The organism is Thermus sp., from assembly GCF_039793865.1.
GTDB lineage: Bacteria > Deinococcota > Deinococci > Deinococcales > Thermaceae > Thermus.
In genome coordinates this window covers 1-26,997 of the sequence record NZ_JBAMMI010000041.1, presented here as the reverse complement: position 1 = coordinate 26,997, position 26,997 = coordinate 1, and the positions used below count along the sequence as shown (strand labels likewise).

The following is a 26,997-nucleotide window of genomic DNA, read 5'->3' as shown; positions in this document are numbered from 1 at the left end:
TCATGCCCTCACCTATGGCCGACAACGCCCGTCTCATCCTGGACGAGCTTTTGGCGGAGCTGGAGGAGCGGCGCAAGAAGGTGCTCCTGGGAGGGGGCGAGGAGCGCATAAGGAAGCAGCACCAGCAGGGCAAACTCACGGCGAGGGAGCGAATAGACTACCTCCTGGACCCGGGAAGCTTCGTGGAGCTCATGCCCTTCGCCGAGCACCTGGAGACCGGGCTCATGGAGGGCCTCGAGGCCCCCGCGGACGGGGTGGTGACGGGCTACGGCACCATCGGGGGGAGGCTCGTCTTCGTCTTCAGCCAGGACTTCACCGTGCTCGGGGGCTCCTTGGGCAAGATGCACGGGCGCAAGATCGCGAGCCTCATGGACCTCGCGGCCAAGGTGGGGGCCCCCATCGTGGGCCTCAACGACTCGGCGGGGGCCCGGATCCAGGAGGGGGTGGACAGCCTCTCGGGCTACGGGGAGGTCTTCTACCGGAACGCCATTTACTCCGGGGTGGTGCCCCAGATCTCCGCCATCCTGGGGCCCTGCGCCGGGGGCGCGGTCTACAGCCCCGCCATGACCGACTTTATCCTCATGAGCCGGGGGACGAGCTACATGTTCATCACCGGGCCCGAGGTGATCAAGAGCGTCACCAAGGAGGAGGTGGGCTTTGAGGAGCTCGGGGGAGCCGACGTCCACATGGAAAAAAGCGGGGTGGCCCACCTGGAGGGGAAGGACGACCAGGAGGTCCTGGACCTCATCAAGAAGCTCCTCTCCTACCTCCCCCAAAACAGCCGGGAAAAGCCCCCGGTTCTGGAGCCCAAGGACGACCCCTTCCGCCCCACCCCGGAGCTTTTGGACCTCGTCCACCCCGACGCCAAAAGGCCCTACAACATGCACCAGGTGATCCGCACCCTCCTGGACGACGGAGAGTTTCTGGAAATCCAGCCCCGCTTCGCCCGCAACCTCATCGTGGGCCTGGGGCGGCTCGGAGGGTACCCCGTGGGGGTCATCGCCAACAACCCCCGCTTCATGGCCGGGGCCCTGGACATCAACGCCTCCGACAAGGCGGCCCGCTTCATCCGCACCATGGACGCCTTCGGGATCCCCCTCCTCACCCTGGTGGACGTGACGGGCTTCCTGCCCGGGGTGGCCCAGGAGCACGGGGGGATCATCCGCCACGGGGCCAAGATGCTTTTCGCCTACGCCGAGGCCACGGTCCCCAAGATCACCCTCATCGCCCGCAAGGCCTACGGGGGGGCCTACCTCGCCATGAACTCCAAGGACATGGGGGCCGACGTGGTCCTGGCCTGGCCCACGGCGGCGGTGGCGGTGATGGGGGCCGAGGGAGCGGCGAACATCATCTACCGCAAGGAGATCCAGTCCTCCCCGAACCCCGAGGAGACCCGGAGGAGGAAGATTGAGGAGTACCGCCTGGCCTTTGACAACCCCTGGGTGGCGGCGGCCCGGGGCTACATTGACGACGTCATTGACCCCAAGGACACCCGGCGCGTCCTCTACCGGCACCTGAGGATGCTCTGGGACAAGCAGGAGGAGAGGCCCAGGAAGAAGCACGACAACATCCCCCTGTGATGGACCTCGAGGCCTTCCGCGAGGAACTCGCCGCCTGCCGCCTCTGCCCCCGCCTCGTGGCCTGGCGGGAAGGGGTAGCGGGCAAGAAGCGGGCCTTCCGGGGCGAGCCCTACTGGGCGAAGCCGGTGCCGGGCTTCGGGGACCCTAAGGCCCGGATCCTCCTCTTCGGCCTCGCCCCCGGGGCCCACGGCTCCAACCGCACGGGCCGCCCCTTCACCGGGGACGCCTCCGGGGCCTTCCTCTACCCCCTGCTCTACGAGGCGGGTTTATCCAACAAACCGGAAAGCCTTCCCGGCGACGACCTGAGGCTTCACGGGGTCTACCTCACCGCGGCGGTGCGGTGCGCCCCGCCCGAGAACAAGCCCACCCCCGAGGAAATCCGCACCTGCGCCCGCTGGACGGAGGTGGAGCTCGGCCTCCTCCCCGGGGTGCGGGTCTACCTGGCCCTGGGGAGGGTGGCCCTCGAGGCCCTCCTCGCCCACTTCGGCCTTCGGAAGAGCGCCCACCCCTTCCGCCACGGGGCCCACTACCCCCTTCCCGGGGGAAGGCACCTCCTCGCGAGCTACCACGTCTCCCGGCAGAACACCCAGACCGGAAAGCTCACCCGGGAGATGTTCCTGGAGGTCCTGAAGGAGGCTAAACGCCTCGCCGGGCTTTGAGCCGGGCCAGGAGGTCCTCGTAGTCCAAGGTGTTGAGGACCCGCTCGGGGCCGATCCAGGCCCTTTGGGCCGTGCCCACGGCGAGCTCCATGAAGCGGAGGTGGTCCACCTGGTGGGCGTCGGTGGAGAGGCTCACCCAAAGCCCCATCCCGTAGGCCATCCGGGCCAGGTCGTCGGGGAGGTCCATGCGGTCGTAGTAGCCGTCGATCTCCACCGCCACGCCCTTTTCCTTGGCCTTTTGGAAAATAGCGTCCCAGTCGGCCTCAATGGGGGCGCGCCGCCCCAAAAGCCTCGCCGTGGGGTGGGCGAGGACGTGGACGAGGGGGTTCTCCAGGGCCTTGAGGAGGCGCCTCGTCTGGTCGGCCTTGGAGAGGTTGAAGCGGGAGTGAATGGAGACCAAGACCAGGTCCAGCTCCCTTAGGACCCAGTCCGGGTAGTCCAGGGTGCCGTCCGGGTGGATGTCCACCTCGGCCCCCGCGAGGAGAAAGGGGGGCCCGTGGGTCTCGTTGAAGCGGCGGATGGCCTCTATGCGCTTCAGGGCCTCCTCGGGGGAGGGCCCCCCCGCCACCCGCACCGCCGGGGAGTGGTCGGTCACGGCGAGGTAGCGGTAGCCCAGGGCCTTCGCCGCCTCCCAGAGCTCCTCCAGGGTGTTTTTCCCGTCGGAGTAGGTGGAGTGGACCTGGAGGTCCCCCTTCACCTGGGAAAGCGCTATGAGCCTGGGAAGCCTTCCCTCCAAGGCGGCCTCCACCTCCCCCCGGTCCTCCCTCAAGGGGGGCGGGATCCAGGGGAGGCCGAGGGCGGCGTAGACCTCCTCCTCCGTCTCTCCGGCGATGCGCTTCTCCCCCCGGAAGACCCCGTACTCGGAAAGCTTCAGGCCCTTCTCCTGGGCGAGGGCCCTTAGGCGGATGGAGTGGTCCTTGCTCCCCGTGAGGTACTGGAGGCCCGCCCCATAGCTTTCCGGCGGGACCACCCTTAGGTCCACCTGGAGGCCGTTTTTCAGGAAGACCGTGGCCCGCTCCTTCCCCTTGGCGTAGACCTCCTTCACCTGGGGAAGGCCCACGAAGCCCGCCACCACCCGCTCGCCCTCCCGGCTCGCCACCAAAAAGTCCAGGTCCCCCACGGTGTCCTTGTACCGCCTCGCCGAGCCGCAGAGCTCCGCCTTCTCCACCCCGGGGAGGCTCCTTAGGCCCGCGAGGAGGTCCCGCGCCAGGGAGAGCACCGCCCCAAGGGGCCTCCTCTTCCCCGCCGCCTGGGCAAGGGCGAGGCCTTCCCGGATGCGCTCCGCCTTCTTGGGGCCGAAGCCCTTAAGCCGGGTGAGCTCCCCCCGGTCCAGGGCCTCCTCGAGCTTCTCCAGGGAGTCTATGCCCAAGGCCTCGTAGAGGAGGCGGGCGGTCTTCGGCCCCACCCCGGGCACCTCCATGACGGCGAGGACTCCCCGGGGGACCTTTTGGGCAAGCTCCTCGTGCTTCTTGACCCTGCCCGTGCTCAAGAACTCCAGGATCTTTTCCGCGAGGTCGGGTCCGATCCCGGGAAGCTCCAGGAGGGCCTCCTTGCCCTTTTCGGCGATCTCCTCTATGGGGGTGTCCAGGTCGTAGAGGGTCCGGGCCGCCTGGTGGTAGGCCCGGACCCTGAAGGGGTTGTCCCCCAGGAACTCGCTCATGAGCCCGATCTCCTCAAAGATCCGGGCCAACTCCTGGTTCCTCATGGCCCTACTATACGCGTACACTGGGGGCCAAGCCATGCCGAGGCCGGACCGCTTCCGCAAGACCGTGGTGGCCCTCCTGAAGGCCGAAGGGCACCCCCTCCACTACACGGAGATCGGCCGCCGCCTCAAGGAGATGGGCCTTTGGGAGGCGGTGCGGGAGCCAGAAAAGATCGCCAAGATCCGCCTCTCCGCCCTGGCCCGCTGGCACCGGAGCCCGGTGGTGGCCCAGGGGAGGGGCTTCTACGCCCTCAAGGAAGAAGGCGGTACGAGCCCAGAACCTTGAGGTAGTTGGCCCGCTCCAAGGCGGCGGGCTCGGCCACGTTTCGGTAGCTCATGGCGCCCCGCATCTCCTCCACGCTCTCGTAGCCTTTTTCCTCCATGAAGGCCCGAAGCTCGGAGAGGACGGTCTGGAAGTGGCGGGGACCCCTTTCCAGAAGGGCGGAGGTCATCATGGCCACCTGGGCGCCCGCCAGGAGGGCCTTGGCGGCCTCCTTCCCCGAGTGCACCCCGCCCGTGAGGGCGAGCTCCAGGTCCACCCGGCCGTAGAGGAGGGCCACCCAGTGGAGCCTGAGCAGGACCTCGTGGGGGCGGGAGAGGCTTAGGGTGGGCACCACGGAGAGGGTTTCCAGGTCAAAGTCCGGCTGGTAAAAGCGGTTGAAGAGCACCAAGGCCCGGGCCCCGGTCCCCTCCACCCGCTTGGCGAAGTGGGCGAAGGCGGTGAAGGCGTGGCCCACCTTCACCGCCACGGGCACCCTCACGCTTTCCGCCACCGCGCGGATGGTGTCCAGGTACATGGCCTCCACCTCAGCCCCGGAGAGGGCGGGGTCGGTGGGGATGTAGTAGAGGTTGAGCTCCAGGGCATCGGCCCCGGCCTCCTCCAGAAGCCTCGCGTACTCCACCCATCCTCCCCGGCTCACCCCGTTGAGGCTGGCGATGATGGGCACGGAGACCCGCTCCTTGGCCCGGGCCAGGAGGTCCAGGTGGCGGTCCGGGGTGAGGCGGTACTCGTGGGCCCGGGGGAAGTAGGAGAGGGCCTCGGCGTAGCTCTCGTGGCCGTAGTGGAGGTAGTGGTCCAGCATCTCCTCCTCGAGGGTCACCTGCTCCTCAAAGAAGGAGTGCATGACGATGGCCGCCGCCCCCCCGTCCTCCAGGCGCAGGAAGCCCTCCAGCTTCTCCGTGAAGGGGGAGGCGGAGGCCACCAAAGGGTGGGCCAGCTCCAAACCGAGATAGGTGGTCCTCAGGTCCATGGTCACCTCCTCAGGCCAAGGCCTCCCTCGCCGCCAGGCGCATAAGCCGCTCCCAGCGCTCCCGCACCGCCTCCTCCGCCAGGCGCAAGAAGGCCTCGGCCCCCTCGGGATGGGTCTGCAGGAGAAGGCGGTAGCGGTTCTCGGCGTAGAGGTACTCCCTTAGGGGCAGGGTGGGGGGCTTGGAGTCCAGCCTCAGGCCCTCCCCCGGCAGGTAGCGGAAGAGGGGCCAGTAGCCGGTGCGCTCCGCCAGCCTCTGGTGGTCCATGCCCTTGGCCATGTCGATGCCGTGGGCGATGCAGTGGCTGTAGGCGATGAGGAGGGCGGGGCCCTTGTGGGCCTCGGCCTCGAGGAAGGCCCTCACGGTGTGGGCGTCGTTCGCCCCCATGGCGATCTGGGCCACGTAGACGTGGCCGTAGCTCATGGCCATGAAGGCCAGGTCCTTCTTGGGGGTGGGCTTGCCCGCCATGGCGAACTTGGCCACCGCCCCCAGGCCCGCGGCCTTGGAGGCCTGGCCCCCGGTGTTGGAGTAGACCTCGGTGTCCAGGACCAGGACCTTCACGTTGGCCCCGCTGGCCAAGACGTGGTCCAGGCCCCCGTAGCCGATGTCATAGGCCCAGCCGTCCCCCCCCACGATCCACACGGAGTGGGGGATGAGGGCGTCCGCCACCGCCAGGAGGTCCTTGGCCCGGGGGTCTTCCAGGGGGGCGAGCCTTTCTTGGAGACGGGCCACGTCCTTCCTCCGCTCCTCCACCTCCTCGGGGCCCACCTCACGAAGAAGCCTCTTTAAAAGCTCTTCCCCCAGGACCTCCCGGAACTCGGGAAGAAGCCTTCTCGCGTACTCCGCCTTCTTGTCCAGGGCGAGGCGCATGCCGAGGCCGAACTCGGCGTTGTCCTCAAAGAGGGAGTTGGCCCACGCGGGGCCCCGGCCCTCCCGGTTTTTGCTCCAGGGGGTGGTGGGGAGGTTCCCCCCGTAGATGGAGCTGCACCCGGTGGCGTTAGCCACGATGAGGCGGTCGCCGAAGAGCTGGGAGAGGAGGCGCAGGTAGGGGGTCTCCCCGCACCCGGCGCAGGCCCCGGGAAACTCAAAGAGGGGCGGGAGGAGCTGGACGTCCTTCACCGCGTGGAGCTTGAGGCCCGCCCTCGGGGTCTCGGGGAGGGAGAGGAAGAAGTCCCAGTGGGCGTTCATGGCCTCCCGGACCTCGAGGCGGGGGGCCAGGTTCAGGGCCTTGCGGCTGGGGTTGCGCTTGTCCTTGGCCGGGCAGGCCTCCACGCAAAGGGAGCACCCCGTGCAGTCGTCGGGGCTGATGGCCAGGACGAACTCCCCGGAGAGCTCCTTCCACATGGCCTTGCGGTGGGGAAAGCCCTCTGGAGCCCCTTGGAGGGCCTCCTCCGGCACCACCTTGGCCCGGATCACGGCGTGGGGGCAGACCAGGACGCACTTCCCGCACTGCACGCAGACCTCGGGGTCCCAGGTGGGCACGAACTCGGCGATACCCCGCTTCTCGTACCGGGCGGTGCCCGTGGGGTAGGTGCCGTCCGGGGGAAAGAGGGAGACGGGCAGGGCATCCCCAAGGCCCAAGGCGATGGGGCCCAGCACCTCCCGCACGAAGGGGGGCGGGTCCCCCACCATGGGGGGGACGAGCTCCCGCTCCGAGGTGACCCGCCCGGGCACGGGAAGGGCCTCCACCGCGTCAAAGCCCAGGTCCACCGCCTGGAAGTTCCGCTCCAAGACCGTGCGCCCCCGCTTGCCGTAGCTCTTCTCAATGCCCTTCTTGATGCGGGCCTTGGCCTCCTCCTCGGGAAGGACGCCGGAGAGCTTGAAGAAGGCCGCCTGCATGATGGTGTTGATGCGCCCCGGGAGGCCCACCTTCCGGGCCAGCTCGTAGGCGTTCACCACGTAGACCTTGAGGTTTTTTTGGAGGATGGCCTCCTGCACGGGCCTCGGCAAGCGCTCCCACACCTCCTCCTTGGGGTAGGGGCTGTTGAGGAGGACCGTGGCCCCCTCCTCGGCCACCTCCAGCATGGGGAAGCGCTCCAAGAAGCCCCACTGGTGGATGCCCACGAAGTTGGCCTTCTGGATAAGGTAGGGCTTGTTCAGGGGGTTGGGGCCGAAGCGCAGGTGGCTCACGGTGCGGGAGCCCGACTTCTTGGAATCGTAGACGAAGTAGCCCTGGGCGTAAAGGGGGGTCTCCTCCCCGATGATCTTGATGGTGTTCTTGTTGGCGGAGACGGTGCCGTCCGAGCCCAAGGCGAAGAAGACGGCCCGCACCGAGGCCGGGTCCTCAAAGTCGGCCTCCGGGTAGGCGAGGCTCGTGCCGGTGAGGTCGTCCACGATGCCCACGGTGAAGCCGTGGCGGGGGCGCTCTTTCTTCAGCTCCTCGTAGACCCCGAGGGCCATGGCGGGGGTGAACTCCTTGGAGGAAAGGCCGTACCGCCCGCCCACCACCACGGGCACCTCGCCTCCCCTAAGGGCCAGGGCCGCCGCCACCTCCTGGAAGAGGGGCTCCCCCACGGCCCCGGGCTCTTTCCCCCGGTCCAGGACGGCGAGCTTCCTCGTGGTGGGGGGGAGGACCTCGAGAAAGCCCTCGGCGTGGAAGGGCCGGTAGAGCCGCACCCGCACCATGCTTACCCGTTCCCCCTGGCGGAGGAGGCGCTCCACCGCCTCCTCCACGCTCCAGGAGGCCGAGCCCATGACCACCACCACCCGTTCCGCCTCGGGGTGGCCCAGGTACTCGTAGGGGCGGTAGCGCCGGCCCGTCACCCCGGCGAAGCGGTCCATGGCCTCCTGCACCACCTGGGGAAGCCTCAGGTAGTAGGGGTTGATGGCCTCGCGGTTCTGGAAGTAGTGGTCGGGGTTCTGCGCCGTGCCCCGGATCACCGGGGCCTCGGGGGTGAGGGCCCGCCTGCGGAAGGCCTCCAGGGCCTCGTAGGGGAAGAGGGCCTTGAGCTCCCGGTCCGAGAGGGGGAGGATCTTCTGCACCTCGTGGGAGGTGCGGAAGCCGTCCATGGCGTGGAGGAAGGGGAGGCTCGCCTTCAGGGCCGAGACGTGGGCGATGGCCGCCAGGTCCTGGGCCGCTTGGACCGAGTCCGAGACCAGGATGGCCCACCCGGTGGGACGGACGGCGTAGAGGTCCTGGTGGTCCCCGAAGATGGAGAGGGCGTGGGTGGCCAGGGCCCGGGCGGCCACGTGGATGACCCCGGGGAGGGCCTGGCCGGCGATCTTGTACATGTCGGGGATCATGAGGAGGAGGCCTTGGCTCGCGGTGAAGGTGGTGGCCAGGGCCCCCTCCTGCAAGGCCCCGTGCAACGCCCCGGCGGCCCCCCCTTCCGACTGCATCTCCACCACCTTGGGGGGTAGGCCGAAGAGGTTGGGCTCCCCCCGGGCGGCCCACTCGTCGGAAAGCTCGGCCATGGGGCTGCTGGGGGTGATGGGGTAGATGGCGATGACCTCGGAGAGGCGGTAGGCCACCCGGGCCACCGCCTCGTTGCCGTCCACGGTGATGGGGCGCATGGGCTTCACCTCTCCCCTACCCTATCCCTTCCCCCGGGTGAGGAATGTCCCGGGGTAGAATGGGGGCATGCTCCGCTACCTCCTCGCCCTCGCCGCCTTGGGGGTGGCCCTCGAGGCCTACCGCCCCCTCCTCCTTCTCCTCGCGGGCCTCGCCCTGCTTCTCGCCAGGCCCCGAAGCTGCCCCAGGCCTTGACGAAGGCCCCCTTTAGGCGAAGACTTGGGGCGTGGACGCCTTCAAGCAGAACCTGGAGAAGCTCGCCGAGCTCGCCATCCGCGTGGGGCTCAATCTGGAAAAGGGGCAGGAGGTCATCGCCACCGCCCCCATAGAGGCCGTGGACTTCGTGCGCCTCCTGGCGGAGAAGGCCTACCGGGAGGGGGCGAGCCTCTTCACCGCGCTTTACGGGGACCAGGAGCTTGCCCGCAAGCGCCTCGCCCTGGTGCCGGAAGAGGGGCTGGAGAAGGCCCCCGCCTGGCTCTATGAGGGCATGGCCAAGGCCTTCCGGGAGGGGGCGGCGAGGCTTGCCGTCTCCGGGAACGACCCGAAGGCCTTTGAGGGGCTTCCCCCGGAGAGGGTAGGAAGGGCCCAGCAGGCGGGCGCCCGGGCCTACAAGCCCGCCCTCGAGGCCATCACCGAGTTCGTCACCAACTGGACCATCGTCCCCTTCGCCCACCCCGGCTGGGCGAGGGCGGTCTTCCCGGACCTACCCGAGGAGGAAGCGGTGAGGAGGCTATGGGAGGCCATCTTCCAGGCCACCCGGGCGGACCTAGAGGACCCCATCGCCGCCTGGGAGGCGCACAACCGCGCCCTCCACGAGAAGGTGGCCTACCTGAACGCGCGCCGCTTCCACGCCCTCCACTTCCGGGGGCCGGGAACCGACCTCGTGGTGGGCCTCGCCGAGGGGCACCTCTGGCAGGGCGGGGCCACCCCCACCAAGAAGGGGCGCCTCTGCAACCCCAACCTGCCCACGGAAGAGGTCTTCACCGCCCCCCACCGGGAGCGGGTGGAGGGGGTGGTGCGGGCAAGCCGCCCCCTGGCCCTGGGGGGCACCCTGGTGGAGGGGATCTTCGCCCGGTTTGAGAGGGGCCTCGCCGTGGAGGTGCGGGCGGAAAAGGGAGAGGAGGTGCTGAGGCGGCTATTGGACGCGGACGAAGGGGCGAGGCGCCTGGGGGAGGTGGCCCTGGTCCCCGCGGACAACCCCATCGCCAAAACGGGCCTCGTCTTCTACGACACCCTCTTTGACGAGAACGCCGCAAGCCACATCGCCTTCGGCCAGGCCTACGCGGAAAACCTCGAGGGCCGCCCCTCGGGGGAAGCCTTCCGGAAGCGGGGCGGGAACGAGAGCCTCGTCCACGTGGACTGGATGATCGGCTCCGAGGAAGTGGACGTGGACGGGCTCCACGAGGACGGGACCCGCACTCCCCTCATGCGCCGGGGGAAGTGGGTGGTGTAAAGGGCTTTACTCCCCTCTGCCTCCCCACCGGCTAGCCTTAGAGGCGGAGGTGAGGCGACGAAGTGGTTCTTGCTTATCGGACTTCTGGCCCTCGGACCACGACCGGGCCACCCCCTCAGGCGCAGCAGGAAAGCTTTTGGGGGTCGGTGTCCAGGGCCTGGGCCACGAGCCGCACCCCCTCGGCCAGGGTTAGGTAAGGGTGGAAGGCGTCTACGAGGTCCCGGTAGCTTAAGCCGTACTTCACCGCCAGGATCCCCTCCTGCACTACGTCCCCCGCCTCGTGGGCCAGGACGTGGAGGCCGAGGACCGTGCCCTCTTCGTCCACCACGATCTTGAAACCCCCCCGGGTGTCGCGGGCGGTGAGGGCCTTGGGCAGGAGGGAGAGGGGGAGAAAGGCCGCCCGCGCCGTCAGGCCCCTCGCCCTCGCCTCCTCCTCGGTGAGGCCCACCGCGGCCAGGGCGGGGTCGGTGAAGGTCACCCGGGGGAGGGCGGCGAGGTCCAGGGGCGTCTCCACCCCCAGGGCGTTTCGCGCCGCCACCCGGCCCGAGTGGGCCGCCACGTAGACGAACTGGGGAAGCCCGGCGGCGTCCCCGGCGGCGTAGACCCGGGGGTTGGTGGTGCGCAAGGTGGGGTCCAGCTTGAGGAAGCCCCGCTCGTCCCGCGCTACGCCCGCCCGCTCCAGGCCGAGCCCCTCCAGGTCCGGCCTCCTCCCCGTGGCCACGAGGAGCCTCTCCGCCTCAAAAACCCCCCGGTCGGTCTGGACGCGGAAGGACCCTTCCCGGGCCACGGCCTCCACCCGGACCCCGGTGTGGACCCTAAGGCCCTCCTCCTCCATGTAGCCCCGAAGGAGCCGGGCAAGCTCCCGGTCCTCCTGGGGCAGGACCTCGGGCAGGGCCTCGAGGACCACCACCCGGCTCCCGAGCCTAGCGAAGGCCTGAGCGAGCTCGAGGCCGACGGGCCCTCCCCCCACCACCAGGAGGCTTTCGGGGAGGGCGGGGGCGGAGAGGGCCTCGAGGTAGGTCCAGGGGGCGCTCTCCCGGAGGCCCGGGATGGGGGGAAGGAAGGGCCTCGCCCCGGTGGCGAGGAGGTACCGCCCCGCGAGGACCTCCCGCCCCTCCACCTCCATCCTTTCCCCGTCCAGGAAGCGGGCCCTCCCCCGGAGCACAAGGACCCCGGCCGCCTCCAGGACCTCCTGGTACTTCTCCTTCCGGAGGGCCGAGATCAGGGCCTCCTTGCCCGAGAGGAGGGCCGTCCAGTCCACCTCGAGGGCCTCCGTGCGGAGGCCGGGGAAGGCGGGATGGCCCGCCCGGTGGAAGGCGTCCGCCGCCCGGAGGAGGTACTTGGAGGGCACGCACCCCACGTTCACGCAGGTCCCCCCCAAAACCCCCGCCTCCACGAGGGCCGCCTTGGCCCCGAGGGCGCTCGCCTCCAGGGCCGCCGCCACCCCGGCGGAGCCCGAGCCCACGATGAGGAGGTCGTAGGTCATAGGGCCTCTCCCGGGTAGCCCACCCGCTCCAGGGCGGCGAGGAGGTCCTCCAAGGCCGCCTCTCCCACCACGTGGGCCTCCTTCCTCAGGTAGTCCACCCTCACCTTCTCCACCCCGGCCACCTGGCCGAGGGCCGCCTCCACCGTGCGGATGCACCCCGCGCAGTGGATCTTGGGCACCTTGATGCGGTAGCGGTTTTTGTCCATGCCCCCAGGTTAGACCCTAGAGCAAGCTCTAGGGTCAAGGGGGTCCAGGTAGACGCAGTGGTCCTTCCCGTCGCAGGCGGGGTCGGGGTGGGCCTCGGCGTAGGCAAGCCGTTCGGCCAGGGCCCTCTCTAAGGCCTGGAGTTCCCGAAGCCTGCGCCGCGCCTCCTCTAAACGCCTTTCCAGGGCCTCCCGCACGTGGCGGCAAGGGGGCTGCCCCCCCTCCATGGCCCGGAGGATCCCGGCGATGTCCTCCAGCCTAAGCCCCGCCGCCTGGGCCTCCTTGATGAAGCGGAGGCGGTCAAGGGCTTGATCCCCGTAGAGGCGGTACCCCCCTTTCGTCCGCCCCTCGGGGGCGAGGAGGCCGAGCCTCTCGTAGTAGCGGAGGGCGTCCGGGGAGAGGCCAAAGGCTCGGGCGAGCTGACCGATGGTAAGAGGCATGGCTCACCCCTTATCCGGGGGTTTCAGAAGGGGCGGGCCGGAGAGGTGCGCTAGTGTATCTTTTCACGATTAAGCTGGCATGTGCCACATATCTCCTCTCTAGACCCGAACCCTCACCCTCCATAGCCACACCCGCCACCTTCAAAGCCACCCAAGGGCCCATGGCTACACCGCCTCCAAGGCCTCCAGGAAGAGGGCCAGCAGGTCCTCCGGATCCTCCAAGCCCACGGAGACCCGCACGAGCCCCGGGGTGACCCCGGCCTGAAGCCTCGCCTCCTCCTTCAGGCGGCTGTGGGTAGTGGTCCAGGGGTGCACCAAGAGGGTGCGGGCGTCCCCCAGGTTCGCCGCCTTGAGGAGGCGGATGGCCCCGAGGAAGCGGCTCGCCGCCTCCCGGCTTCCCAGGTCCAGGGTGAGCATGGGACCCCCCGAGGCCAGGTACTTTTGCGCGTTGGGGTAGGCCGGGTCCCCGGGGAGGCCGGGATAGCGGAGGGCCTTCACCTTGGGGTGGCCCTGGAGGCGCTCGGCGAGGAAGCTTGCGGTCGCGCTCATCCGCGAAACCCTCAGGGCTACGGTCTCCAGGCCCTGGAAGAGGAGGTAGGCGTGGAAGGGAGAGAGGCTCATGCCCAAGAGGGAGAGCCCCAAGGTGCGCACCCTTTCGGGGTAGCACCTGGCCCCCAGGGCCTCCCAGGGGATCTGGCCCTTGGAGTCGGGCTCCAGGAACTGGGGAAAGCGCTCCCAAAGGGAAGTTTCCCGGGAAAGCACCGCCCCGCCCAGCACCGAGCCGTGCCCCGAGGCCCACTTGGTGAGGCTTTGCACCACCACGTGGGCCCCCCACGCTAGGGGCCTACAAAGCGCCCCCGCCGCCCCGAAGGTGTTGTCCACCACCAGGGCCACGCCCCTCTCCTCGGCCAGGGAAGCCAGGGCCTCGAGGTCGGGCACGAGGAGGGCGGGGTTGGCCATGGTCTCCACGAAAAGGACCCGGGTCTTCTCCGTGAGGGCCTCCCGCACCCCCTCGGGCTCGGGGTCCACGTAGCGCACCCTCACCCCCATGAGGCCCAAGACCTGCTGAAAAAGCCCGATGGTCTGGCCGAAAAGCCCCTTGGCCGCCACCACCTCGTCCCCCTGGCGGAGGAGGGCGAGGAGGGCAGCGAAGGTGGCCGCCTGCCCCGAGGCCAGGGCCACGGCCTCCAGGGCCCCCTCTAGGGCCTTGAGCCTTTCCTCCAAGGCCTTGGCCGTGGGGTCCTTCTGCCGGGCGTAGACGTAGCCTTCCCCGGTGGCGAAGCGCTCCTGCCCTTCCTCCAAGGTCTTGAAGCCGTAGGCGGCCACGGCGTAGATGGGAAGCCCCACCGCCCCGTGGGGGTCCTCGGGGAGGCCGGAAAGCACCGCCAGGGTCTCGTACCTCATCCTTCCTCCCTAGCGCACGAGGAGCACGGGACAGGGGGCCTCGGCCAACACCTTCTGGCTCTGGCTTCCCAGGAAGAGGCTCCCCACCGCCCCCAGGCCCCGGGTGCCCATGACGATGAGGTCGGCCTTTTCTCCCCGGGCGGCCTCGAGGATGGCCTCCGCCGGGCGGCCCTCCAGGAGGAGGGCGTTCTCCGGGGACACCCCGGTGAGGGCCACCGCCTCGGCCAGGACCTTCTCCGCCCGCTCCAGGCGGCGCTTCAAGGCCTCCTCAAAAAAGGGGTCCCCCAGGTAGTCGGGCACGGGCTCGTAGGCGTGGACCACAATAAGCCTCGCCCCGTGGGCCTCCGCCTCGGCCTTGGCCACCTCCGCCGCCCGCTTCGCGTGCTCCGAGCCGTCGTAGGCCAGGAGGATGGTCTTGAACATGGCCCAAGCTTATCAGGCCTGCGGCCGGACTTCCGAGGGGAACTCCACCTTGCGGCCGCAGCGGCAGGTATCCCCCTCTATGCGGGCCAGGGTGCCGTCCGCCTTGGGGTAGAGCCAAAGCGCCCCGCAGTCGGGGCAGCGCACCTCGGCCACCAGGGAGCGCACCTCCTCGGGAGAGAAGCGGTAGACCTCCCCGCACCAGTGGCAGACCACCTCCGCGCCCCCGTCCTTCACGATCATCTCCTCCCTTTCCTCGGGGGTGAAGAAGACCAGGGCCTCCAGGGCCTTCTCCCGGCTGCAGCGGCAAAGGAAGCGGGCGGGGATCTCGTTCTGGGAATAGCCCAGGCAGGGCGCGAAGGTCGGTGCGCTCAAAACCCAGGCCCGCAAGGAGGGCCTCCAGGGCCCCCTCCAGGCCCCGTTCCCGGAGGAGGGGGGTGAGGCCGGGGAGGGCCTTCAGGTTGGCCTCGAGGCGGCCCAAGACCTCCTCCTTGGCTCCCGGCATCACCTGCACGGCCACGCCCCCCGCCACCTCCACCTCCCCCTCCCCCTTGACCCGCACGCCGAGGAGCACGGCGGAAGGGATCTGCTCCGACTGGAAGAGGTAGTGGGCCAGGTCCTCGGCGATCTCCCCCGAGACCAGGGGCACGGCGCTGGTGTAGATCTCGCCATTCGGCAGGCTCCGGTCCACCCGCAAGGCCCCGGCCCCCACGAGCGTTCCCACGTCCAGCTTCCCGTCCTCCCGGAGGGGCACCTCGGCCCTGGGGTTTTTCACGTAGCCCCGCACGTGCCCGAAGGCGTCCGCCTCCACCACCATGCCCCCCAGGGGCCCCGCGCCCTCCACCCGCAAGGTGAGGCGCTCCTTGTGGGTCTTGAGGAGGAGCTGGGCGAGGAGGAGGGCCCCGGTCATGGCCCGGCCCAAAGCGGCGGTGGCCGTGGGGGAAAGGCCGCGGCGAAGCCTCGCCTCCTCCACCACGTCCGTGGTCTCGGCGGCCACCACCCGCAAGTCCCCTCCCCCGGCAAGGCCCCTAAGGATCCTTCCCATACCCCGCCATTATGCCACGGGCCTATAATCCCCCATATGGGCCTCGTGATCTACGACACCCTGCAAAGGCGCAAGGTGCCCTTTGAGCCGGCGGTCCCCGGCCACGCGGGGATCTACGTCTGCGGCCCCACGGTTTACGCCGACCCTCACCTGGGCCACGCCCGGGGGCCCATCGTCTACGACGTCCTCAGGCGGTACCTCCTCCACCAGGGCTACAAGGTCCGCTTCGTCTCCAACATCACCGACGTGGGCCACCTCACCGAGGACGAGGAGGGCGAGGACAAGATCCTGAAGCGGGCCAAGCTGGAGCGCCTCGAGCCCATGGAGGTGGCGGAGAAGTACACCTGGAGCTACTTTGACGCCCTCAAGGCCCTAAACGTCCTCAGGCCCTCCATCGCCCCCAGGGCCAGCGGCCACATCCCGGAGATGCTGGAGCTCACGGAAAGGCTCCTCGCCCTGGGACACGCCTACGAGCGGAAAGGAAGCGTCTACTTCCGGGTGCGCTCCTTCCCCGAGTACGGCAAGCTCTCGGGGAAACGCCTGGAGGAGCTTCGGGCGGGAGCCCGGGTGGAGGTGCGGGAGGAGAAGGAGGACCCCTTGGACTTCGCCCTCTGGAAGGCCGCCGAGCCCGGGCACCTCATGCGCTGGAAAAGCCCCTGGGGGGAAGGCTACCCCGGCTGGCACATTGAGTGCACCGCCATGAGCCTCAAGTACCTGGGGGAGGGGTTTGACCTCCACGCCGGGGGGATAGACCTCCAGTTCCCCCACCACGAGTGCGAGATCGCCCAGGCGGAGGCGGCGGGCTTCCGCTTCGCCCGGCACTGGATGCACCACAACCATGTCCTCCTCCAAGGGGAGAAGATGGCCAAGAGCACGGGGAACCTCGTCCTCCTCCACGACCTCCTCAAGGCCCACGAGCCCATGGCGGTGCGCTTCTACCTCCTCCAGACCCACTACCGGAGCCCCATGGACTTCACCTGGGAAGGGCTGGAGGGCGCCAAAAAGGGGTATGGCCGCCTCCTCCACGCCTACCGGGAGGTGCGCGCGCGCAGGAAGGCCGCTCCCCCCGGCGCCACCCCGGAGCTGGAAAGGGCGCTGGACGCCCTGGAAAAGGCCTTCATGGAGGCCATAGAGGACGACCTCTCCACCCCCGAGGCCCTGGCCGCCCTCTTCGGCTTCCTTCCCGAGCTAAACCGCCTCCTCCCCGAGGCCAAGGCGGAAAGCCTGGCCCGGGCCGAGGCCCTCCTCCACACCCTGGGGGAGGGGATCCTCGGCCTCTTCCCTGAGAGGGTCCTGGAGGAAAAGGTCTCGGGACCCCTTTTGGAAGACCTCATCGCCCTCCTCCTGGAGCTCAGGGAAGAGGCGAGGCGGGCCAAGGACTACGCCAAGAGCGACCTCATCCGGGAGAGGCTAAAGGCCCTGGGGGTGGTGGTGGAGGACACCAAGGAGGGTCCCAGGTGGCGCCTAGAGCGCTAAAGAGCGCCCCGTGCGGGCTTTCCCCACACGGGGTCAGGCCTCCACCACGGCGAAGGCCGCGGTGGGGTCCCTAGCGCAAAATGGGGTAGCCCCCCGCCTCCAGCACCGCTTCCGCCGCCTGGCGGCGCAGGGCCACGAGGTCCAGGGGCTCCCTTTTGGTGAGCCTGCGGGCGGCGGAGTAGACCACCCGGGCCTCGTCCCCTTCCACGAGGCGGGGCAGGACGGAAAGCGCCCCCGCCTGGGCCCGGTCCAGGGCCTGGGCCAGGTAGATGCGGGCCAGCCCCTCGGCGAGCCCGCCAAGCCGCCTGGCCCGGAGGAGGGCGCTCTCCGCGGCGTAGGCGTCGATGAGGATGTCGGCCACGGCCCCCAGCACCTCCTGCTCCTCCTCCACCCCCTGGCCGTACTTCTGCGCCGCGAGGCCCGCCACCATGAGGGCGAGCTTCTTAAGGTTCTGGACCTGGTGGAGCTCGAGGTCCTCGGGCTCCTCAAAGGCGGGCTCCAAAAGCTCCTTCTGGAGCCTCATGGCCGCCTGGAAGAGGGGAAGCTGCCCCTTCAGGGCCCGGCGGAGGAGCATGCCCGGGATGAGGAGGCGGTTGATCTCGTTGGTCCCCTCAAAGATGCGGTTGATGCGAGCGTCGCGGTAGGCCCTTTCAATGGGGTACTCCTGGGAGTAGCCGTAGCCCCCGTGGATCTGCACCCCCTCGTCCACGGCGTAGTCCAGGACCTCGGAGCCCAGCACCTTGATGATGCTGGCCTCCACGGCGTACTCCTCGATACCCGCCATCACCGCCTCGGGCCCCTTCTTGCCGGAAAGGGCCTCGTCAATGAGGCCCACGGTGCGGTAGACGGCGCTCTCCGCGGCGTAGATGCGGCTCGCCATCTCGCCGAGCTTCTGCTGGATGAGGCCGAAGCGGCCGATGGGGCGGCCGAACTGCACCCTTTGGTTGGCGTACTGGGCAGAAAGCTCCAAGGCCCGCTTCGCCCCCCCCACGGCCCCCGCCCCCAGCTTGTAGCGGCCCACGTTGAGGACGTTGAAGGCGATCTTGTGCCCCTTGCCCACCTCCCCGAGGACGTTCTCCACGGGCACCTTCACGTCCTCCAGGATCACCTGGCGGGTGCTGGAGGCCTTGATGCCCATCTTCTTCTCCTCGGGTCCGAAGGAAAGCCCCGGGGTGCCCCGCTCCACCAGGAAGGCGGTGAAGTGCTCCCCGTCCACCTTGGCGAAGACGGTGAAGAGGTGGGCGAAGCCCGCGTTGGAGATCCACTGCTTGACCCCGTTCAGGACGTAGTGCTTGCCGTCTTCGGAGAGGGTGGCCCGGGTCTTGGCGGCAAGGGCGTCCGAGCCCGAGCCCGGCTCGGTGAGGCAGTAGGCGGCGATCCACTCCCCGCTCGCGAGCTTCGGGAGGTATTTGCGCTTCTGCTCCTCGGTGCCGAAGTAGACGAGGGGCAGGGTGCCGATGGAGGTATGCGCCCCGTAGGTGACGGAAAAGCCCCCGCTTCCCGAAAGCTCCTCGGCCACCACGGTGGAGATCACCTTAGGGAGGTCCAGACCCCCGTACTCCTCGGGGATCTCAATGGCGAGAAGCCCGAGCTCCCCCGCCTTCTTCATGAGGGGCACGTTGAGCTCCAGCTCCCCGTGCTCCATCCGCTCCAGGAGGGGAAGGACCTCCCGCTCCACGAAGGCGCGGGTGGTGCGGGCGATCTCCTTGACGCTCTCGTCAAAGTCCTCCGGGGTGTAGACCCGCTCCGGCACCCCAAGAAGCCAGCCGCCGCCTTTTTGCCAAAGCTTCTTTTCCTCGGTCATGCTCTCCTCCTTAGGCCGGGTACACCTCAAACACGCCCGCGGCGCCCATGCCGCCGCCGATGCACATGGTGACGAGACCGTACCCCCCGCCCCGCCTCCTAAGCTCGGTGAGGAGCTGGGCGGTGAGCTTGGCCCCCGTGGCCCCCAGGGGGTGGCCCAGGGCGATGGCCCCGCCGTTCACGTTGGTTCGCTCCTCAGGCATCTCCAAGGCCCGCATCACCGCCAAGACCTGGGCGGCGAAGGCCTCGTTGAACTCAATGAGGGCGATCTGGTCCAGGGTGAGCCCGGCCCGCTTCAGGGCCTTGGGCACCGCTTTCACGGGGCCCACGCCCATGATGTCGGGCTCCACCCCGGCCACGGCGAAGCTCAGGAAGCGGGCGAGGGGCTTTAGGCCCAAGGCCTCCGCCTTCTCCCGGCTCATGACCACCACCGCCGCCGCCCCGTCGGAGTAGGGGCTCGCGTTGCCCGCGGTCACGGTGCCGTTCTTTTTAAAGGCGGGCCTCAGCTTGGAGAGGGCCTCGAGGCTGGTCTCCGGCCGCACGGTCTCGTCCCGGGTGAAGAGAACCTCCTCCACCCGCTTCCGGGTGCCCTGGTAGGTCACCTTGGGCACCCGGATGGGGACCACCTCGCCGAAGCGCCCCTCGGCCCAGGCCTGGGCCGCCTTCTGGTGGCTCCTTAGGGCCCACCGGTCCTGGTCCTCGCGGCTTATGCCGAAGCGCTCCGCCACCCGTTCGGCGGTGAAGCCCATGCCGATGTAGGTGGAGTAGGTCTCGGGGCTCCACTCCGTGGGGGTGAGGTCGGGGTGGAGCCTCGTGTGGAAGCCCGACATGGGCACCTGGCTCATCATCTCCACGCCCCCCGCCAAGACGGCGTCGGCCATGCCCGTCATCACCGCCTGGGCGGCCATGGCGATGGTCTGGAGGCCGCTGGAGCAGAAGCGGTTGACCGTGGCCCCCGCCACCTCCACGGGAAAGCCCGCCCGGAGGAGGGCGAGCCGGGCGATGTTCAGCCCCTGGGCCGCCTCGGGCATGGCGCACCCCCAGAGGACGTCCTCAAGCTCCCTAGGGTCCAGGCCCGCCCGCTCCACCGCGGCCCGCATCACCTGGGCGGAGAGGTCCACGGGGTGGAGGGTGGCCAAGGCCCCGTCCTTCTTGCCCCGGGCCACGGGGCTCCGTACCGCGCTCACGATGACCGCATCCCGCATCTTTTCCCCCTTTAGTTCCTGAGAGGCTTCCCCGTCTTCAGGGTGTAGGCGATGCGCTCCTGGGTCTTCCGGGTGCCGAGGAGCTTCAAGAAGGCCTCCCGCTCCAGGTCCAGGAGGTCCCACTCGGAGACCTCCCGGGCCGGGCCCTCCCCGCCGGAGAGGACGTAGGCGATTTCCAGGCCGATCCGCATGTCGTGGTCCGTGATCTCCCCCGCCTCGCGGAAGGACCAGACGGCGTAGCGGAGGTTGCCCAGGGCCTCGCTCCCCAGGACCCGGATCCGCGGGGCGAGGGGGGGGCGGTAGTCGGGGGCGAGCTCCAAAACCCGCCTCTTGGCGTCGGCGATGAGGAAGTCCCGGTTCATGCTGATCCCGTCCCCGTCCCGGAGGAAGCCCATCCTCTGGGCCTCGAGGGCGCTCGTGGAGGTCCTCGCCATGGCGATGAGCCCGAAGGCCCGCTTCACCGCCTCAAAGGGGTCGGCCTCCTCGTAGGGGCTTAGCTCCTGGGTGAAGCGGAGGAGCATCTCCTTGGTGCCGCCTCCCGCAGGGAGAAGCCCCACCCCGGCCTCCACCAGGCCCATGTAGAGCTCGGCGTGGGCCTGGACCCGGTCGGCGTGGAGGGTGAACTCCGCCCCGCCCCCCAGGGTGAGCCCGAAGGGCGCCACCACCACGGGGAAGGGGCTATAGCGCAGGGACATGGAGGCCTTCTGGAACTGGCGCACCGCCAGGGCGAGCTCGTCCCAGTCCCCCTCCTGGGCCAGGGAGAGGATGAGGGCCAGGTTGGCCCCGGCGGAGAAGGCCCTCGGGTCCTCGTTGCCGATGACGAGGCCCACGTAGCCCTTCTCCTCCACGAACTCCAGGCTTTTCTGGAGCATCCGGATGACCCCTTCCCCGATGGCGTTCATCTTGGTGCGGAACTCCAAAAGGGCCACCCCGTCTCCGAGGTCTAAAAGGGCCGCCTCCTTGCCCTCCAAGAGGGTCTTCCCCTCGGACTTGAGGGCCTTTAAGGAGATGACCCCCTCCCGCTTGGGCAGGGGGCGGTAGGCGCCGTCAAAGCCCAGGTAGGTCCCGTCCTTGTAGAAGGCCCCCTGGGCCTTCCCAAGGAGGTCAGGGGCCTCTAGGCCGTGCTCGGCGAAGAGGGCCTCCACCCGGGCAAGCCCCACGGCGTCCATGTTCTTAAAAGGCCCCTCCTCCCAGCCGAAGCCCCACTCCAGGGCCTGGTCCACGGAGGCGAGGTCGTAGGCGATCCCGGGGGCCTTCTCCAGGGTGTAGTGGGCGGTCTTGGCGAAAAGCTCCCGGAGGAAAGCCCCGTACTTGCCGGGGAGGTCCAAAACCTTGGGAAAGCGCTCCCTCAAGGGGAGGTCGCGGAGGGCGCGAAGCTCGGGGAGGTCCAGCTTGGCCCGGGGCGCGTAGTCCAGGGTCCTGGGGTCCAGGGTGTAGATCTCCCCGTTCACCCGCTTGTAGAACCCCGCCCCCGCCTTCTCCCCCAGGCGGCCCTCCTCCACCAGCTTATGGACCCAGCCGGGAAGGGCGAAGTCCTCCCCCGTGGCCTGGGCGAGCTCCTCGGTCACGAGCTTCAGCACGTCCAGGCCCGTGAGGTCGGCGGTGCGGAAGGTGGCGGAGTTGGGGCGGCCGAGGAGGGGCCCGGTGAGGGCGTCCACCTCGTCAATGGTGAGGCCGTGCTTCTCCATGAGGCGCACCGCCTGGACCATGCCGTAGACCCCGAGGCGGTTGGCGATGAAGCCCGGGGCGTCCTTGGCGAGGACGGTGCCCTTGCCCAAAATGCGCTCCCCGAAGCGGCGGATCTCCTCCAGGACCTTGGGGTCGGTCTCGGGGGTGGGGATGAGCTCCAGGAGGTGGAGGTAGCGGGGCGGGTTGAAGAAGTGGGTGCCCAGGAAGCGTCGGCGGAAGGCCTCGGAGCGCCCCTCAAGGAGCACTTTCATGGGAATTCCGCTCGTGTTGGAGCTGACGATGGCCGTGGGCTTGAGGAGGGCCTCGAGGCGGGCGTAGAGGGCCCTTTTGGGCTCCGGCTTCTCCAGGATGGCCTCCACCACCCAGTCGCAGTCCTTGAGCTTCTCCAGGTGGTCCTCGGTGTTGCCGATCTCAATGTGCCGGGCCCGCTCGGGGTCCATGAAGGCCGCGGGCTTGGCCTTGAGCGCCCGCTCCAGGCCCCGCTTGGCGGGCTCGTTCCGGTCCTCCTTCCCGGGGATGTCCAAGAGCACCACCGGGACCCCGGCGCTGGCCACCAGGGCGGCGATCCCGCTACCCATGGTCCCCGCGCCCACCACGCCTACCTTCTTGATCATGGGCACCTCCTTATACTGAGTCAAAGTTTACGCCGCCAAGGGCCGCCTGTCAAAGGGGGGCGGCCTCGAGGCCCCCCAAAAGCTTGACCCGGGGAAAGAAACCTGGGTAGAATGAAAGCCGTATGAGGAGAACCCTTGTCCTTCTGGCTATGGGGCTTTCGGCCCTGGGGCTCGCCCAGGGGGTGCGAAGCCTGGGCATGGGGGGCGTCCTCCTGCCCGGGCCCTCCCAGGCCGGGGCCAACCCCGCCTACGCCGCCTTCCCGGGAAGTTGGGAGGAGGAGGGGTTCCAGGTTCCCGTGGGCCTCCTCCGGCTTCTCCCCTTTTTCCCGGAAACCAGCCCCTTCGCCTACTTCACCGACCCCCAGGCCTTCCGCACCCGGTTTGACCTCCTGAGCTTTTACGACCAGGCCGCCCACCTAGATAGCTTCCTCCTCAACCCGGCAAGAAGCCCCGACGAGGTGGTCTTCCGGGTGAGCGCCAATGGGGTCTCCATCACCGATGGCTCGGGCAAGCCCCTGGTTCCCTCCTTCCAGGTGGGGAGCGATCCGGGAAAGCCCCGGGCCCTCGTCCCGGACCCCCTTCTCCCCATCGCCTTGGAGCTTGGGCCCGGCACCTACCTGAGGCTTGGGACCTTCGCCGGGGCCCAGGGCCTGAGGGTGAGCCCAAGCCCCGCCCTGGCCCAGGCCCTGGCGAGCGGAAGCCTGGACCCCTGCAAGGGGAGCACCCCTTCCCCTTGCGCCCTCGAGGCCAGCGGCAGCTATAGCGCCGGGTTCAGCCTGGCCCTGGGCTTCGCCCTGCCCCTTGCCGAGGTGCCGGGCCTCGGCAAGGTCTACGTGGGGGCGAGGGGCGAAGGGTTTTACGGCCTGGCCTACGCCGAGGGCAACGCCGAGGCCCGCCCTACCTTTGACCAAAACGGCAACGTGCAGGGGGCGGAGTACCGCTACCGCTACTTCCTGAGCTACGCCCCCTTCCTGGAGGGGGCCTTCGGCCAGGGGGCGGAGGGGCAGGGCTTTGGCCTCCGGGCCGACCTGGGCGTGGCGGTGGACGGGGGGGCGTGGGCCCTGGGGCTTGGGGCGAGGAACCTCCTTGGCTTCTCCCAGTGGGAGGGCCTCGAGGTGGCTTATGACGGCACGGCGGAGACCCGGACCCCCACCACCAAAAGGAGCGACCTCTTTGCCCCCGAGTTCCTCCTGAACGGGGCCTACCGCCTGCCCCTGGAGGTGGGTAGCCTCCTCCTCGCCGCCGACGCCCGCTTCGGCAGCACCGCCCCCGCCTTCCACCTGGGACTGGAGTACGGCCTGGGCCCCTGGGCCCTGCGGACGGGGGTGGGCCTGGAGGGGGGCTTTCGCTTCGGCCTGGGGGCGGGGGTGAACCTGGAGGCCCTGGCCCTGGACCTCGCCCTCACCACCCACGAGGCGCCCCTGGTGGGGGGCACGGTCTACGGCATCGCTCTCGCGGTGAGCTTTTAGAGGAGGTGGCCTGTGAAGCGCGCGCTCTTTCTCATGGGACTCGCCCTGGCCCTCGCGGCCTGTAGCGGCCACACGGTGCACCGGGTGGAGGTGGACCTCCTGAGCTTCGTTCCCGAGGGAAACCGCTCGGGGACCCTAAGCCTCACCCAGGCCGAGGTGCGCCTCCCCGACGACCCGGCGGGGCAGGAAATCCAGGTGCCGGGGGCCGAGGCCCTGGAGGACGGGCAGATCGCCCTCCAGGTGGGGCTTCAGAACACGGGCAACTCTGCCGCAGACCTCACCCTCGAGGTCCGGGCGGGGCCCCAGAGCGACTCTAACCTCTACGACGGCACAGGAGGGGACTTCGCCGTGAAGACCGCCTCCCTCACCCTGAACCGCGGGGAGACGGCCACCCTGGACGGAAGCCTCGCCATAGGGCCCGGCGACCGCCTCTACAACCTCATCAAGACCGGGGCCTTCCGCCTCGGGGCCCGGGTCCGGGTGAATAGCGGGGACCAGGTCCAGTACACCCTCACCCAGGCCGAGGTGGTCCTGCGCCTTAGGCTTTTCAACCTGATCGCAAACCCCTAGCGGTCGGCGAAGAGGTAAAGGACCTCCAAGAGGGCCTCGGGGCAGTCCCGGGGCCTTAGGCCCTTTTTCTCCAGGCGAAAACCCGGCGGGTACTGAGTGAGCTCCACCCGGCAAGGGAGGCTCTTGAGGCCCCGGGCGTCGTAGTCCAGGGGGTGGCGGGGGAAGACCACCTCCAGGTGGGTGAGGCTTTCGGTGATGGAGACCACCCCCTTCCTCTCCGCCACCAGGCGGAGCCGGGTGAGGTTCACGAAGTTCTCCGCCTCCTCGGGCAAGGGCCCGTAGCGCTCCTTTAGCTCCCGCACCAGGCGGGAAAGCTCGGCGAGGCTTTTCGCCTCGGCGAAGCGGCTGTAGTAGCGGCTACGGGCCTCGAGGCTCCCCACGTACTCCGCGGGCAGGCGGGCGGAGAGGGCGAGGTCCACCGTCACGTGCCTCCTCTCCTCCTTGACCTCCCCCTTGAGCCTGCGGATGGCCTCCTCCAGAAGCTCGGTGTAGACCTCGAGGGAAAGCGCCCGGATGTGCCCGTGCTGCTCGGGGCCGAGGAGGTTCCCCACGCCCCTTATCTCCATGTCCCGCTCCGCCAGGAGGTGGCCCGAGCCCAGGTCGGAGAGGTCGGCGATGGCGGCGAGGCGCTTCTCCGCGGCCTCGGTGAGGCGGGGCGGGTGGAAGAGGTAGGCGTAGGCCTCCTCCTCCCTGCGCCCCACCCGGCCCCGGAGCTGGTACAAGGTGGCGAGGCCCAGGCGGTCCGCCCGCTCTATGAGGATGGTGTTGGCCTCGGGGACGTCCAGGCCGGCCTCAATGATGGTGGTGGCGAGGAGAACGTCGTAGGCCCCCTCGGCGAAGAGGAGCATGGTCTCCTCTATGAGGCCCTCGGGCATCTGGCCGTGGACCACCCCGATGCGGGCCTCGGGGACGAGCCCTTCCAGAAAGCGCCGCCTGGCCTCCATGGAGGCCACCCGGTCGTGGACGTAGAAGACCTTGCCCCCCCGCTCCAGCTCAAAGAGGATGGCCTCCCGCACCAAGAGGGGGTCAAAGGGGGCGAGGAAGGTCCGGATGGGCTTTCTCCCGGGGGGCGGGGTCCTTATGCTGGAGAGGTCCTTAAGCCCCACCAGGGCGGAGTAGAGGGTGCGGGGAATGGGGGTGGCGGAGAGGTAGAGGGTGTCCACCTCCGCCTTGAGCTCCCGGATCCTCTCCTTCTGGGCCACGCCGAAGCGGTGCTCCTCGTCCACGATGAGGAGGCCGAGGTCCTTGAAGCGCACGTCCTCCTGGAGGAGGCGGTGGGTGCCGATGACGAGGTCCACCGTGCCCTCGGCGAGGCCCTTCAGGATGGCCTCCTCCTCCTTGGGCGGGGTGAAGCGGGAGAGGACGGCCACCCGCACGGGCAGGCCCTGGAAGCGCTCCTTGAAGGTCTTCCCGTGCTGCTCGGCGAGGAGGGTGGTGGGCACGAGGAAGGCCACCTGGGCGCCGTGCCCCACCACCCGGTGGGCGGCCCTCAGGGCCACCTCGGTCTTGCCGAAGCCCACGTCCCCCGAGACCAGGCGGTCCATGGGGTGGGGGGCCTCGAGGTCCCGGAGCACCTCCTCCAGGGCCTGCTTCTGGTCGGGGGTGAGCTCGTAGGGGAAGCCCTCCTCCACCAGGGGGTCCCACTCGGGAAGAGGAGGGAAGGCCCGGCCCGGGGTGGCCTTGCGCCTGGCCTGGAGGACGAGGAGGCGCCCCGCGAGCTCCTCCACGTCCTTCCGCGCCCGCTCCTTGGCCCGCTGCCACTCCCCCTTGCCCAGGGAGGAAAGCTCCGGGGGGTCGTCGGTGGTGCCGGGGTGGCGCTTAAGGAGAGGGAGCTGCTCCACGGGGAGGTAAAGCCTCCCTTCCCCCTTGTAGCGCAGGACCAGGTAGTCCCGCTTGACCCCCAAAACCTCCCGGGTCTCTAGGCCCAGGTACTGCCCGATGCCGTGCTCCGGGTGGATGAGGTAGTCCCCGGGGGAAAGGGCCCCGGGGTCGGAAAGCCCCTCCCCCGCCCGGACCCGCGCCCGCACCCCCCCGGTGGCGAAGACCAGGGCCTCGGTAAGGAGGACCCACTCCCCCCACTCCGCCCCGCCCTCAAAGTCCCCGGGGAGGAGGGCAAGCCGCCCCTTGGGCCCCGGGAAGCGGTCCAGGACCAGGGGCGAGAAGGCCTGGAGCCGCTTTTTAAGGTACTCCAGGGTGCGGGCGTGGCCCACGAAGAGGTGGACCCGCTTCCCCTCGGCGAGCCAGCGGGCGAGGTCCTTTTCCAGGGCCTTCAGGCTTCCCCGGTAAGGGGGGAGGGGCTTCGCCCCAAGCTCCAAGGGGGGAAGCTCCACCCCGCCGCCTAGGGCCACCCAGGGCCTTCCCGCGAGAAGGGGCCAGAGCTCTTTAGGGGCAAGGGCGGGGCTATCTAGGTAGACGGGCCCCGGGAAGTGGAGGACCTTCTTGGAGGGGAAGCCCTCCGCCTTCCCCGGCTTGGGCAAAAGAACGTGGCGCCGCCTTTCCTCCCCCCCAACGAGAAGCCTCTCCAGCTCGTCCCCGAAGAACTCCAGGCGCACCTCGCCGAGCTCCACCACCTCCCCCAGCACCCGGTAGTCCTCGTCCCGGGCGTAGCCCAGCTTGAGGAGCCTCTCCAGAAGGACCTGCCTCGGATAGCTCCGGCCCACCTCCAGGAGAAGCCGCCAGGCCTCGGGGTCCTCGGGGAAGGGGCTTAGGGCCTCCTCGTAGGAGAGGACGAAGAGGGCCCTCTCCTCCAGGGCCTCGAGGCCGGGGTTCACGTAGACCCGCGCCCCGAAGGCCGAGAGGTCCCGGTAGCGCCTAAGCCGCGCCTCGGGCGCGAGGAGGAGGGCCGGGGGCGCCTCCCGGGAGAAAAGCAGGGCCGCCACAACCTGCGGAAGCGCCAGGCGGTGGCCGTAGACGCTCTCTAGGGCGATTTCCATGCCGCCAAGGCCCCAAGGGGCCAAAGGCTATTCTAACCCAAGTTGCTACCCAGCCATTTTCTGGGCCATGAGGCCCAGGTTGTGGG

20 protein-coding genes and 1 pseudogene are annotated in these 26,997 nt (G+C 69.3%); 8 read left to right on the top strand and 13 right to left on the bottom strand.

Features of this window, described 5'->3' with window-relative positions; genetic code table 11:
* Window positions 1–14 precede the first annotated feature (14 nt).
* The gene (locus tag ABJK26_RS03885) at window positions 15–1,580 is read left to right on the top strand and encodes an acyl-CoA carboxylase subunit beta (RefSeq protein WP_347240922.1); all 1,566 of its coding nucleotides are present in this window, start codon (window positions 15–17) and stop codon (window positions 1,578–1,580) included.
* Window positions 1,580–2,239 (top strand): type-5 uracil-DNA glycosylase, encoded by a 660-nt coding sequence (locus ABJK26_RS03880; protein WP_347240921.1) that lies wholly within the window; start codon window positions 1,580–1,582, stop codon window positions 2,237–2,239. The genes ABJK26_RS03885 and ABJK26_RS03880 overlap by 1 nt, the downstream gene beginning before the upstream one ends.
* Here the strand turns inward: ABJK26_RS03880 and polX are convergent.
* Window positions 2,217–3,944 carry a DNA polymerase/3'-5' exonuclease PolX gene (gene polX, locus ABJK26_RS03875; RefSeq protein ID WP_347240920.1) on the bottom strand — a complete coding sequence of 576 codons (1,728 nt, stop codon included), beginning with the start codon at window positions 3,942–3,944 and terminating at the stop codon, window positions 2,217–2,219. The two genes, ABJK26_RS03880 and polX, sit on opposite strands and share 23 nt — an antisense overlap.
* Before the next feature lie 34 nt (window positions 3,945–3,978).
* On the opposite strand from polX, the gene ABJK26_RS03870 reads away from it, so the two are divergent.
* Window positions 3,979–4,227: a hypothetical protein gene (locus tag ABJK26_RS03870; protein ID WP_347240919.1), complete on the top strand. Its 249-nt coding sequence runs from the start codon at window positions 3,979–3,981 to the stop codon at window positions 4,225–4,227.
* On the opposite strand, the gene ABJK26_RS03865 is transcribed toward ABJK26_RS03870, so the two are convergent.
* Window positions 4,193–5,191 (bottom strand): dihydroorotate dehydrogenase-like protein, encoded by a 999-nt coding sequence (locus ABJK26_RS03865; RefSeq protein WP_347240918.1) that lies wholly within the window; start codon window positions 5,189–5,191, stop codon window positions 4,193–4,195. The genes ABJK26_RS03870 and ABJK26_RS03865 overlap by 35 nt on opposite strands.
* Window positions 5,192–5,201: 10 nt before the next feature.
* Window positions 5,202–8,702 (bottom strand): pyruvate:ferredoxin (flavodoxin) oxidoreductase, encoded by a 3,501-nt coding sequence (nifJ, locus tag ABJK26_RS03860; RefSeq protein WP_347240935.1) that lies wholly within the window; start codon window positions 8,700–8,702, stop codon window positions 5,202–5,204.
* Between the two features lie 67 nt (window positions 8,703–8,769).
* On the opposite strand from nifJ, the gene ABJK26_RS03855 reads away from it, so the two are divergent.
* Together ABJK26_RS03855 and ABJK26_RS03850 are read left to right on the top strand one after the other, a co-directional pair.
* Window positions 8,770–8,895, top strand: a complete 126-nt coding sequence (locus ABJK26_RS03855) for a hypothetical protein (protein WP_347240917.1) — start codon at window positions 8,770–8,772, stop codon at window positions 8,893–8,895.
* Window positions 8,896–8,926: 31 nt separating this feature from the next.
* A complete protein-coding gene (locus tag ABJK26_RS03850; RefSeq protein WP_347240916.1) occupies window positions 8,927–10,153 on the top strand; it encodes an aminopeptidase in 1,227 nt (408 codons plus the stop codon).
* Window positions 10,154–10,268: 115 nt separating this feature from the next.
* Here ABJK26_RS03850 and merA read toward each other — a convergent pair whose 3' ends face one another.
* The 6 genes and pseudogenes from merA to hslO all read right to left on the bottom strand — a co-directional run bounded on the left by merA (window position 10,269) and on the right by hslO (window position 15,152).
* Window positions 10,269–11,639 (bottom strand): mercury(II) reductase, encoded by a 1,371-nt coding sequence (merA, locus tag ABJK26_RS03845; RefSeq protein ID WP_347240915.1) that lies wholly within the window; start codon window positions 11,637–11,639, stop codon window positions 10,269–10,271.
* Window positions 11,636–11,845 (bottom strand): heavy metal-associated domain-containing protein, encoded by a 210-nt coding sequence (locus ABJK26_RS03840; RefSeq protein WP_347240913.1) that lies wholly within the window; start codon window positions 11,843–11,845, stop codon window positions 11,636–11,638. The genes merA and ABJK26_RS03840 overlap by 4 nt, the downstream gene beginning before the upstream one ends.
* A 9-nt stretch (window positions 11,846–11,854) precedes the next feature.
* Window positions 11,855–12,283, bottom strand: a complete 429-nt coding sequence (locus tag ABJK26_RS03835; RefSeq protein ID WP_347240912.1) for a MerR family transcriptional regulator — start codon at window positions 12,281–12,283, stop codon at window positions 11,855–11,857.
* Window positions 12,284–12,448: 165 nt separating this feature from the next.
* Window positions 12,449–13,687, bottom strand: coding sequence for an aminotransferase class I/II-fold pyridoxal phosphate-dependent enzyme (locus tag ABJK26_RS03830; protein WP_347240911.1), 1,239 nt, complete (start codon window positions 13,685–13,687; stop codon window positions 12,449–12,451).
* A 9-nt stretch (window positions 13,688–13,696) separates the two neighbouring features.
* Entirely contained in the window at window positions 13,697–14,110 is a 414-nt protein-coding gene (locus ABJK26_RS03825; RefSeq protein ID WP_347240910.1) for a universal stress protein, read from the bottom strand.
* 12 nt (window positions 14,111–14,122) lie between these two features.
* Window positions 14,123–15,152 (bottom strand): annotated as a pseudogene (gene hslO / locus ABJK26_RS03820) (Hsp33 family molecular chaperone HslO).
* A 36-nt stretch (window positions 15,153–15,188) separates the two neighbouring features.
* On the opposite strand from hslO, the gene cysS reads away from it, so the two are divergent.
* A complete protein-coding gene (gene cysS, locus ABJK26_RS03815; protein ID WP_347240909.1) occupies window positions 15,189–16,628 on the top strand; it encodes a cysteine--tRNA ligase in 1,440 nt (479 codons plus the stop codon).
* A gap of 70 nt (window positions 16,629–16,698) precedes the next feature.
* Here cysS and ABJK26_RS03810 read toward each other — a convergent pair whose 3' ends face one another.
* Genes ABJK26_RS03810 through ABJK26_RS03800 form a run of 3 tightly spaced genes read right to left on the bottom strand, consistent with a single transcriptional unit; the run spans window position 16,699 to window position 21,939 of the window.
* Window positions 16,699–18,432, bottom strand: a complete 1,734-nt coding sequence (locus tag ABJK26_RS03810) for an acyl-CoA dehydrogenase family protein (RefSeq protein WP_347240908.1) — start codon at window positions 18,430–18,432, stop codon at window positions 16,699–16,701.
* Window positions 18,433–18,442: 10 nt separating this feature from the next.
* Window positions 18,443–19,636: a thiolase family protein gene (locus ABJK26_RS03805; RefSeq protein ID WP_347240907.1), complete on the bottom strand. Its 1,194-nt coding sequence runs from the start codon at window positions 19,634–19,636 to the stop codon at window positions 18,443–18,445.
* An 11-nt stretch (window positions 19,637–19,647) separates the two neighbouring features.
* The gene (locus ABJK26_RS03800; protein ID WP_347240906.1) at window positions 19,648–21,939 is read right to left on the bottom strand and encodes a 3-hydroxyacyl-CoA dehydrogenase/enoyl-CoA hydratase family protein; all 2,292 of its coding nucleotides are present in this window, start codon (window positions 21,937–21,939) and stop codon (window positions 19,648–19,650) included.
* A 122-nt stretch (window positions 21,940–22,061) separates the two neighbouring features.
* Between ABJK26_RS03800 and ABJK26_RS03795 the strand changes: the two genes are divergently transcribed.
* Both ABJK26_RS03795 and ABJK26_RS03790 read left to right on the top strand, forming a co-directional pair.
* Complete coding sequence (locus tag ABJK26_RS03795; RefSeq protein WP_347240905.1) at window positions 22,062–23,408, top strand: hypothetical protein; 1,347 nt, start codon at window positions 22,062–22,064, stop codon at window positions 23,406–23,408.
* Between the two features lie 12 nt (window positions 23,409–23,420).
* A complete protein-coding gene (locus tag ABJK26_RS03790; RefSeq protein WP_347240904.1) occupies window positions 23,421–23,978 on the top strand; it encodes a hypothetical protein in 558 nt (185 codons plus the stop codon).
* Here ABJK26_RS03790 and mfd read toward each other — a convergent pair.
* Window positions 23,975–26,911, bottom strand: coding sequence for a transcription-repair coupling factor (gene mfd / locus ABJK26_RS03785; protein WP_347240903.1), 2,937 nt, complete (start codon window positions 26,909–26,911; stop codon window positions 23,975–23,977). The genes ABJK26_RS03790 and mfd overlap by 4 nt on opposite strands.
* Between the last annotated feature and the right edge of the window lie 86 nt (window positions 26,912–26,997).

Bases quoted from the DNA above. Each gene is read 5' to 3' on its own strand.
- ABJK26_RS03870 (WP_347240919.1), top strand. From the start codon at position 3,979: ATGCCGAGGCCGGACCGCTTCCGCAAGACCGTGGTGGCCCTCCTGAAG.
- ABJK26_RS03810 (WP_347240908.1), bottom strand. From the start codon at position 18,432: ATGACCGAGGAAAAGAAGCTTTGGCAAAAAGGCGGCGGCTGGCTTCTT.
- ABJK26_RS03805 (WP_347240907.1), bottom strand. From the start codon at position 19,636: ATGCGGGATGCGGTCATCGTGAGCGCGGTACGGAGCCCCGTGGCCCGG.
- ABJK26_RS03855 (WP_347240917.1), top strand. From the start codon at position 8,770: ATGCTCCGCTACCTCCTCGCCCTCGCCGCCTTGGGGGTGGCCCTCGAG.
- merA (WP_347240915.1), bottom strand. From the start codon at position 11,639: ATGACCTACGACCTCCTCATCGTGGGCTCGGGCTCCGCCGGGGTGGCG.
- ABJK26_RS03885 (WP_347240922.1), top strand. From the start codon at position 15: ATGGCCGACAACGCCCGTCTCATCCTGGACGAGCTTTTGGCGGAGCTG.
- nifJ (WP_347240935.1), bottom strand. From the start codon at position 8,702: ATGCGCCCCATCACCGTGGACGGCAACGAGGCGGTGGCCCGGGTGGCC.
- ABJK26_RS03865 (WP_347240918.1), bottom strand. From the start codon at position 5,191: ATGGACCTGAGGACCACCTATCTCGGTTTGGAGCTGGCCCACCCTTTG.
- ABJK26_RS03840 (WP_347240913.1), bottom strand. From the start codon at position 11,845: ATGGACAAAAACCGCTACCGCATCAAGGTGCCCAAGATCCACTGCGCG.
- ABJK26_RS03835 (WP_347240912.1), bottom strand. From the start codon at position 12,283: ATGCCTCTTACCATCGGTCAGCTCGCCCGAGCCTTTGGCCTCTCCCCG.
- polX (WP_347240920.1), bottom strand. From the start codon at position 3,944: ATGAGGAACCAGGAGTTGGCCCGGATCTTTGAGGAGATCGGGCTCATG.
- ABJK26_RS03880 (WP_347240921.1), top strand. From the start codon at position 1,580: ATGGACCTCGAGGCCTTCCGCGAGGAACTCGCCGCCTGCCGCCTCTGC.
- mfd (WP_347240903.1), bottom strand. From the start codon at position 26,911: ATGGAAATCGCCCTAGAGAGCGTCTACGGCCACCGCCTGGCGCTTCCG.
- ABJK26_RS03800 (WP_347240906.1), bottom strand. From the start codon at position 21,939: ATGATCAAGAAGGTAGGCGTGGTGGGCGCGGGGACCATGGGTAGCGGG.
- cysS (WP_347240909.1), top strand. From the start codon at position 15,189: ATGGGCCTCGTGATCTACGACACCCTGCAAAGGCGCAAGGTGCCCTTT.
- ABJK26_RS03830 (WP_347240911.1), bottom strand. From the start codon at position 13,687: ATGAGGTACGAGACCCTGGCGGTGCTTTCCGGCCTCCCCGAGGACCCC.
- ABJK26_RS03825 (WP_347240910.1), bottom strand. From the start codon at position 14,110: ATGTTCAAGACCATCCTCCTGGCCTACGACGGCTCGGAGCACGCGAAG.
- ABJK26_RS03795 (WP_347240905.1), top strand. From the start codon at position 22,062: ATGAGGAGAACCCTTGTCCTTCTGGCTATGGGGCTTTCGGCCCTGGGG.